This window comes from Streptomyces sp. UNOC14_S4 (assembly GCF_020740835.1).
GTDB lineage: Bacteria > Actinomycetota > Actinomycetes > Streptomycetales > Streptomycetaceae > Streptomyces.
This window is the reverse complement of the sequence record NZ_JAINFC010000392.1, coordinates 1-7,329: the sequence shown is the minus strand read 5'-3', so window position 1 is coordinate 7,329 and position 7,329 is coordinate 1. Positions and strand designations below refer to the sequence as shown.

Below are 7,329 nucleotides of genomic sequence, written 5' to 3'. Positions count from 1 at the left end.
CGCCGAAGCCCGTCGCCGCCGCGCCCGCGCCCAAGGCCGCTCCCGCGGCCAAGCCGGTCGCCAAGGCCGCCCCGGCCACCGAGGCGCCCGCCGGTCCCGAGTTCGTGACGCTGCGCGGCCCCTCCGCCGCGGTCGCCAAGAACATGAACGCCTCCCTGGAGCTGCCGACGGCCACGTCCGTCCGCGCCGTCCCGGTGAAGCTGCTGTTCGACCAGCGCATCGTCATCAACAACCACCTCAAGCGCGCCCGCGGCGGCAAGGTCTCCTTCACGCACCTCATCGGCTACGCCATGGTGCAGGCGCTGAAGCTGATGCCGTCGATGAACCACTCCTTCACGGAGAAGGACGGCAAGCCGACCCTCGTCAAGCCCGAGCACGTCAACCTCGGCCTGGCGATCGACCTGGTCAAGCCGAACGGTGACCGCCAGCTCGTGGTCGCGGCCATCAAGAAGGCCGAGACCCTGAACTTCTTCGAGTTCTGGCAGGCCTACGAGGACATCGTCCGCCGCGCCCGCGTCGGCAAGCTGACGATGGACGACTTCACCGGCGTCACCGCCTCGCTGACCAACCCCGGCGGCATCGGCACCGTGCACTCCGTGCCGCGCCTGATGCCCGGCCAGGGCCTCATCATCGGCGTGGGCGCGATGGACTACCCCGCCGAGTTCCAGGGCACGTCGCAGGACACCCTGAACAAGATGGGCGTCTCCAAGGTCATGACCCTGACCTCGACGTACGACCACCGGGTCATCCAGGGCGCCGCCTCCGGCGAGTTCCTGCGGATCATGCACCAGCTGCTGCTCGGCGAGAACGGCTTCTACGACGAGATCTTCGAGGCGCTGCGCATCCCCTACGAGCCGGTCCGCTGGCTCAGGGACATCGACGCCTCGCACGACGACGACGTCACCAAGGCCGCCCGGGTCTTCGAGCTGATCCACGCCTACCGGGTCCGCGGCCACGTCATGGCCGACACCGACCCGCTGGAGTACCGCCAGCGCAAGCACCCCGACCTGGACATCACCGAGCACGGCCTCACCCTGTGGGACCTGGAGCGCGACTTCGCGGTCGGCGGCTTCGCGGGCAAGTCCCTGATGAAGCTGCGCGACATCCTCGGCGTGCTGCGCGACTCGTACTGCCGCACCACCGGCATCGAGTTCATGCACATCCAGGACCCCAAGCAGCGCAAGTGGATCCAGGACCGCGTCGAGCGCCCGCACGCCAAGCCGGAGCGCGAGGAGCAGCTGCGCATCCTGCGCCGCCTGAACGCCGCCGAGGCGTTCGAGACCTTCCTGCAGACGAAGTACGTCGGCCAGAAGCGCTTCTCCCTGGAGGGCGGCGAGTCCGTCATCCCGCTGCTGGACTCGGTGCTGGACGCGGCCGCCGAGGCCCGTCTGGACGAGGTCGTCATCGGCATGGCCCACCGCGGCCGGCTGAACGTCCTGGCGAACATCGTCGGCAAGTCCTACGCGCAGATCTTCCGCGAGTTCGAGGGCAACCTCGACCCGAAGTCGATGCACGGCTCCGGCGACGTGAAGTACCACCTGGGCGCCGAGGGCACCTTCACCGGCCTGGACGGCGAGCAGATCAAGGTCTCGCTGGCCGCCAACCCCTCGCACCTGGAGACCGTCGACCCGGTCGTCGAGGGCATCTCCCGCGCCAAGCAGGACATCATCGGCAAGGCCGGCACGGACTTCACCGTCCTGCCCGTCCAGCTGCACGGCGACGCGGCCTTCGCGGGCCAGGGCGTCGTGGCCGAGACCCTGAACATGTCGCAGCTGCGCGGCTACCGCACCGGCGGCACCGTGCACATCGTCATCAACAACCAGGTCGGCTTCACCGCGCCGCCGGAGTCCTCGCGCTCGTCGATGTACTGCACCGACGTCGCCCGGATGATCGAGGCGCCGATCTTCCACGTGAACGGTGACGACCCGGAGGCCGTGGTCCGCGTCGCGCGGCTCGCCTTCGAGTTCCGCCAGGCGTTCAACAAGGACGTCGTCATCGACCTGATCTGCTACCGCCGCCGCGGCCACAACGAGTCCGACAACCCGGGCTTCACCCAGCCGCTGATGTACGACCTGATCGACAAGAAGCGCTCGGTGCGCAAGCTCTACACCGAGTCCCTCATCGGCCGTGGTGACATCACGCTGGAAGAGGCCGAGCAGGCGCTGCAGGACTACCAGGGCCAGCTGGAGAAGGTCTTCATCGAGGTCCGCGAGGCCGACTCGGCCCCCGCGGCCTACGAGGCCCCGGCCGAGCTGCCGGAGTTCCCGGCCCAGGTGACCACCGCGATCTCCCAGGAGGTCGTCAAGCGGATCGCCGAGTCGCAGGTCAACATCCCGGACAACGTCACGGTGCACCCGCGCCTGCTGCCGCAGCTGCAGCGCCGCGCGTCGAGCATCGAGGACGGCACCATCGACTGGGGCATGGGCGAGACCCTGGCCTTCGGCTCCCTGCTGATGGAGGGCACCCCGGTCCGGCTCGCCGGCCAGGACTCCCGCCGCGGCACCTTCGGCCAGCGCCACGCGGTGCTCGTCGACCGGGTGACCGGCGAGGACTACACCCCGCTGCTGTACCTGTCCGAGGATCAGGCCCGCTTCAACGTCTACGACTCGCTGCTCAGCGAGTACGCGGCGATGGGCTTCGAGTACGGCTACTCGCTGGCCCGCCCGGACGCGCTGGTGCTGTGGGAGGCCCAGTTCGGTGACTTCGTCAACGGTGCCCAGAGCATCACCGACGAGTTCATCTCCTCCTCCGAGCAGAAGTGGGGCCAGACCTCCGGCGTCACGCTGCTGCTGCCGCACGGCTACGAGGGCCAGGGCCCGGACCACTCCTCGGCCCGTATCGAGCGCTTCCTCCAGCTCTGCGCGCAGAACAACATGACGGTCGCCATGCCGACGCTGCCGTCGAACTACTTCCACCTGCTGCGCTGGCAGGTCCACAACCCGCACCACAAGCCGCTCATCGTCTTCACCCCGAAGTCGATGCTGCGTCTGAAGACCGCGGCGTCGAAGGCGGAGGAGTTCACCAGCGGCACCTTCCGTCCGCTGATCGGCGACGAGACGGTGCGCACCGAGGACGTCCGCAAGGTCGTCTTCTGCGCCGGCAAGGTCTACTACGACCTGGTCGCCGAGCGGGAGAAGCGCGGCGCGTGGGACACGGCCATCGTCCGTATCGAGCGCCTCTACCCGCTGCCGGGCGAGGAGCTCCAGGCGGAGTTCGCCAAGTACTCCTCGGCCGAGAAGTTCATCTGGGCCCAGGAGGAGCCGGCGAACCAGGGTGCCTGGCCGTTCATCGCGCTCAACCTGATCGACCACCTGGACCTGGCCGTCGGTGCCGACATCCCGGCCCGCGAGCGACTGCGCCGGATCTCCCGGCCGCACTCCTCCTCGCCGGCCGTCGGTTCCGCCAAGCGCCACCAGGCCGAGCAGCAGACGCTCATCGCCGAGGTGTTCGACGCCTGACGGGTCGTCCGACAGCCGTCTGAACGGGACGGGCCCCGCAGCTTGCGAGCTGCGGGGCCCGTCCCGTTTCCGTAGCCCGTTCCTCACCCCAGATACGGCTCGAAATCCCAGTACGGGCGGACCCGCTGGCGGGCGGCGAGGGCGTGCGGGTGCTGGGCGCCGAGGGTGCGGGTGAGCCGCTGGAGGGCGTCCTGCTCGACCTTGGACGCCTCCTCGTGCTCGCGCACCGCCCGCAGGTCCGCCGCGAGGGCGACCTCGCAGGACAGGGTCAGCGGGTGGTCCTCGCCGAGGGCGGCCCGGGAGCGCCGGAGGGTGTCGCGGCTGAGCTCCAGGGCGGAGTCCAGGCGGCCGTTGAAGTTGCGCCCGGCGGCCGCGTTGAGGGCGCAGCCCAGCACCCAGGGGTGGTCCTCACCGAGGGTCGCGGCGAGCCCCGCGTAGGCGGACTCGAACATGGTGAGTGCCTCGGCCCGCTCCCCCGCGGCCTGGAGGACGAGGCCGGTGTTGGTGAGCATGCCGGTGGTCACGGGGTGGGCGGGGCCCAGCAGCCAGCGGAAGCCCGCCTCGCCCTCGGCGACGAGGTCGCGGGCGTGCCCGAGGTCGCCGTGCTCGCGGGCGTGGTTGCCGTAGTCGACGACGAGGCCGAGGGTGGCGTAGTGGCTGCGGCCGTGGACCTGCTCCATCTGCTCCAGGAGGCTGGCCATGGCGGCGCCGGTGTCCGGGAAGCCGCCCGCGCGGCGCTCGCACAGCACGAGGTTGTGCCGGGCGCGCAGGGTCTGCGGGTGCTGCGGGCCGAGCACCTGGAGGTGCAGCCGCACGACGAGCTCCTGGCGGGCCAGGGCGTCCCGGTAGCGGCCCATCAGCCGCAGGTCGCGGGCGCAGGCGATGCCGGAGACGAGGGTGGCGGCGTGCCGGGCGCGCAGCAGGGACTCGCGGCGGCGCAGGTTCTCCAGGTCGTATTCGTAGGCCTCGGCGTAGCGGCCCAGCAGTCTGAGGCCGACGCCGAGGTTGTGCTGGGCGTTGAGGGTGAAGTAGTCGTCGGGGCCGAGGAGGTCCTGCGAGGTGCGCAGGACCTCGCGCTGGAGCGTCAGGGCCTCGGTGTACTGGCCGAGGTAGCGCTGGTCGGCGGAGAGGCAGCTGGTGGCGGTCATCAGGGCGGTGCTGCTGGCGCCGCCGGTGTCGCGGGCGCCGGTGGTGAGGGTGCGCAGCCGCTCCAGCATGTCGCGGTCGAGTCCGTAGGCGGTGCGGAACATCCCGTAGGAGCGGAGGATGTTGCCCTGCCGGACGGTGAGGTCCAGTATCCGCGGGTGCTCGGGCGGGAAGAGCTCGGTCCACTGGGTGCGGACCTGTTCGGCGAGGGCGATGCCGGTGCGGAACTCGCCGCTGCGGTGGCAGTAGTGCAGGCAGTTGAGGACGGTGTCCTGGACGCGCTCGTCGTGGCTGCCGAGGGCGCCGGAGGGCTCCAGGTGCGGGAGCAGTTCGGCGTAGCGGGGCCAGAGGCGGGAGTCCTGGGGGTTGCCGGGGTCGGCGGCGGCGAGCATCCGGCGGACGATGCGGCGGTATTCGTGCCGTTCCTCGGCGGAGGTGAGGCGGGTGACGATGTCGTGGACGAGCCGGTGCATGTGCACCGACTCCTGTTCGGGGGCGGGTTCGCCGGGGATGGTGGGGCGGGTGTCGCGGCTGGTGAAGACCGAGTAGGCGACGAGGGTCTCCAGGGCCCGGGTCCAGGCGGGCAGGTCGGTGGTGAGCCAGCCGAGGCTCTCGGGGAGCTCGGAGGGCGGCAGGCGGCGGACGAGGCCGATGGGGATGCGGCCGGGGGCGAAGGCCGTGCACAGGGTGAGGAGTTCCACCGCGTGCGGCTGGGACTTCCGCAGCCGGTTGAGCAGTATCGACCAGGAGGTGAGGGAGGAGCGCGGGACGCCGTCGAAGTCGCCCTGGTCGGCCAGGCCGGAAAGCTCGCCCTCGCGCACCATGCGCAGGTATTCGGCCACGGCCATGTCGGACTCGCCGAGCCAGGCGGCGGCCTGGACGAGGGCGAGGGGGATGTCGCCGAGCTCGGAGGCGACCTCGGTGGCCTCCTCCTCGGTGACGCGGGGCGCGCGGCGCATCAGATAGCCGGTGGACTCGTGGCGCTGGAAGCCGGGAACCTCGACGGGGGTCGCGCCCTGGGCGATCCAGCCGCGGTTGCGGGAGGTGACCAGCACGTGGCCGGGGCCGTCGGGGAGCAGGTCCTCGGCGTCCTCCAGGTCGTCCCAGCCGTCGAAGACGAGGAGCCAGCGGCCGTGCGGCTCGCCGCGGCGGAGGGCCTCGCGGACGGCGCGGATGCGCTCGCCGGGCTCGGAGCCGCTGTTCAGGCCGAGTTCGGGGGCGAGTTCGGCGAGCCGCTCGCGGCGCGTGCCGCGCAGGTCGGAGTTGACCCACCAGATGACGTCGTAGTCGGAGGCGAAGCGGTGCGCGTACTCGGCGGCGATCTGGGTCTTGCCGATGCCGGACATGCCGAGCAGGGCGCACAGGGCGGTGCCCCGCTCGGCGTCCATGAGGGTCTGCTGGAGGTGGTTGAGGAGTTCGTCGCGGCCGGTGAAGCGGCCGTTGCGGCGGGGCACGTCGCCGGAGACGGCCGGGGGGTCGTTGGGGTAGCGGGAGCCGGGGCCCGGGGCGATGCTGCGGCACGGGGGTCCGACCGGCAGGCCGAGCCGTACGAGGAGGCGGCGCTCGGCCTCCTGGGCGCCGATGCCGTAGAGGTCGACGGGCTCCAGGACCGCGGTGGCGGGGAGCAGGGCCCGGTTGGTGAGGCTGACGGCGGCGAACCGCTCGGCGTTGGTGGCGACGATGCCGCGCAGGGCCTCCTCCCACTCGCCGTCGCGGCGCGGTCCGAGCTCGAAGAACCAGTCGCTCAGGACGAGCAGCAGGCGTCCCCTGGCGAGCAGCAGGTCGCCGATCGCGGTCTCCAGGGGGACCTCGCGGCGGGGGTCCCAGCGGTGGAGGACGACCCGGTGCCCGTGGCTTTCGAGCCGGTGGGCGATCCAGGTGGCCCATGGACGGTGGAAACCGGCGAAGACGATGACGAACCGCTGCTCGCCGGCAGGCGCCAGCCGGTTCTGTCCCCCGCCGGATCGCTCACTCATGCGCACGTCCCCTCGTAGCATCCGTGCCGCGGCGGCCGACAAGGACCGGCACGACACCGAGATTACCGTACGTCACCGAAAGGTGACGGTTCGCCGTCGGCGGCGCCGGCCCCGCCGTCCCGCGCGAGGCCCGCGTGGTGGCGCTGCATGCCGATGGCGAACTCGCGTCCCGCGGACGTGAGTTCCTTGGATTCAAGCAGGATGGGCAGGGCTTCCGCGACCTGCCGGCGGTATGAATCGTGGCGGGCGCGGGCGTCGTGCCGCGCGCCCGGGGGCAGTACGGGGCGCCCCGCGAAGCGGCCCCAGAAGTCGGCCAGGGCCAGGTGGGCGTAGGTGCCCTGGAGGACGCCCGCGAGGGGGCGCGGGTCGGGGCGCCAGGCGACGCGGTAGGCGGCGTGGGGCCCGGCCCGGTGCAGGGGCAACAGGTCCTGGAGTACGGCCAGTTTGCTGTGCTGGGTCTCGTGGACGAGCACGGCGGCGAGGTCGGCCGGGCTGTCCGGGAGGGTGGTGAGCACGGCGCCGGGCGCCGCCCGGAAGGTCGCGCTGACCCTGCGGGCCTGCTGCCCGAACGGGCCGGTGGGCGAGAGCGGCACCAGGCAGCGCAGGAGGGCGGTGGTCTCGGCGGCCCGCCGCGGGTCGGTCGCGCGCAGCAGGGAGAGCGCGGCGCGCCACAGCCGGGGCCAGGGCTCGTCGCGGGTGACGGCGCGGGGCGCGGCGGGCAGGGCGGCGTGGCCGACGCCGCCGGGCGG

At 71.9% G+C, this 7,329-nt stretch carries 3 protein-coding genes; 1 reads left to right on the top strand and 2 read right to left on the bottom strand.

Annotated elements, in window-relative coordinates; genetic code table 11:
• Positions 1-3,458: multifunctional oxoglutarate decarboxylase/oxoglutarate dehydrogenase thiamine pyrophosphate-binding subunit/dihydrolipoyllysine-residue succinyltransferase subunit (locus K6I34_RS27480; protein WP_229329769.1), on the top strand; the 3,458-nt coding region annotated here is incomplete at its 5' end.
• Between the two features lie 83 nt (positions 3,459-3,541).
• Here K6I34_RS27480 and fxsT read toward each other — a convergent pair.
• Both fxsT and K6I34_RS27470 read right to left on the bottom strand, forming a co-directional pair.
• On the bottom strand, positions 3,542-6,580 hold the full coding sequence (gene fxsT, locus K6I34_RS27475) for an FxSxx-COOH system tetratricopeptide repeat protein (protein WP_229329767.1): 3,039 nt from the start codon (positions 6,578-6,580) through the stop codon (positions 3,542-3,544).
• Between the two features lie 62 nt (positions 6,581-6,642).
• Positions 6,643-7,329, bottom strand: a 687-nt coding sequence (locus K6I34_RS27470; RefSeq protein ID WP_229329765.1) for an HEXXH motif-containing putative peptide modification protein, incomplete at its 5' end; no start/stop codon positions are given.